The following is a 1825-nucleotide window of genomic DNA, read 5'->3' on the forward strand; positions in this document are numbered from 1 at the left end:
GTCCCCGGCCCCGGCGCGGGCATGCGGTGCGGCCTTCCCGCCCGGCCTAGACCCCGGACGCGGGCACGCGCTCCAGTGCGGAGCGGCGCATGCCGTAGCCGAAGTAGACGGCCAGTCCGACGACGAGCCAGGCCCCGAAGGCCGCCCACACGCTCGGCGACATGCTGAACATGAGGTAGGCGCAGGCGAGCACCCCCAGGACCGGCGTGACGGGGGCGCCGGGCACGCGGAAGGCGCGCGGGAGGTCGGGGCGGGTGCGCCGGAGCACCAGCACAGCCACGTTGACCAGGGCGAACGCGAAGAGGGTGCCGATGGAGGTGGCGTCCGCGAGCGGCCCCAGGGGGACCAGCGCGGCGAGGAGCGCGATGAACACGGAGGTGATGACCGTGTTCGCGCGCGGGGTGCCCTTGGCGTCCACGGTGGAGAACGCCTTGGGGATGAGCCCGTCGCGGGACATCGCGTAGAGGATGCGGGTCTGGCTGTAGAGCACCACCAGCACCACGCTCGCCAGGGCGAGGACCGCTCCGGCCGCGAAGACGACCGCCCACACCGGGGTGCCCGTGACCAGGGTGAGGATCCCCGCGAGGGACGTCTCGCCGTCCACGAAGCCGGTCCAGTCGAGCGCGCCGACGGCGGCGAAGGCGACCAGGCAGTAGATGGCGGTCACCAGGATCATCGAGAACATGATCGCGCGGGGCAGGTCGCGCTGGGGGTTCTTCGCCTCCTCGCTCGCGGTGGAGACGGAGTCGAAGCCGATGTAGGAGAAGAACAGGGTGGCGCCCGCGGCGCTGACCCCGGCCATGCCCATCGGCATGAACGGGGCGAAGTTGCCGTCCTGGACGGCGGTGATCGCGATCGCGACGAACATGACCAGGATGGCGACCTTGACGGCGACCATGACCGCGTTGACCCGGCTGCTCTCGCGCACCCCCGCGAGCAGGGCGAACATGGACAGCAGGACCACGATCGCGGCGGGCAGGTTGACCACGCCGCCCTCCAGCGGCCCGGCGAGCACCGCCCCCGGCAGGGACAGGCCGGTGGTGAGGTGGAGGAGCTCGTCGATGTACTGCCCCCAGCCGACGCCGACGGCGGCGACGGACACGCCGTAGGTGAGCATGAGGCACCAGCCGCACACCCACGCCATGAACTCGCCGATGGTGGCGTAGCTGTAGGAGTAGGCGGAGCCGGAGGCGGGGATCATCCCGGCCATCTCGGCGTAGGCGAGCGCGGAGAACAGCGCGGTGACGCCGGCGAGCACGAAGGCGAGGACGACGGCGGGACCGGCCACGGGGACGGCCTCGCCCAACACGACGAAGATGCCCGTGCCGAGGGTGGCGCCGATGCCGATCATGGAGAGCTGCCAGAAGCCCATGTGCCGCTGGAGGCCGGTGCCGTCGCTGGTCTCGGCGACGAGCTTCTCGACCGGCTTGCGCCGGGTCAGCCGCTCCCTCAGTGCGGGCACGCCGACGGGCGCCGCCGCGTCCGCCGGGGTCTTCTGGTCGACCACGTGACTACTCCTCGTTGCTGTGGGCGGGCACACCTGTCCCCCGGGAAGGGATGTGGGAGGTGAAGGGGCGTTTCGTGCCGGAATCAGCCCGAAAACGCCCTCAGTAACCGTAGCTGCGTTACCCAGGTAACATGACCCACATTCGTTGCGTCTGTCCCAGGGAAGCGGCGCATCCTTGCGCTTCCGCGCAAGAAAACGCGGGCGGGTGTGAGCGATGGCACACGCGCGCACTCCGCGCGACGGGGCGCGACGGGGCTCCCGCCGCGTGCCGCCGCCCGGCTCCGGACACGCGAACGGCCGCGCCGCACCCCCTGGGGT

Annotated in this window: 1 protein-coding gene; it reads right to left on the reverse strand. The window is 71.6% G+C overall.

The features are described 5' to 3' along the window. Positions 1–46: 46 nt before the first annotated feature. Positions 47–1507, reverse strand: a complete 1461-nt coding sequence (locus ACWGL3_RS32130) for an amino acid permease (protein WP_267948414.1) — start codon at positions 1505–1507, stop codon at positions 47–49. Between the last annotated feature and the right edge of the window lie 318 nt (positions 1508–1825).

This window comes from Nocardiopsis sp. NPDC055824, from assembly GCF_053616335.1.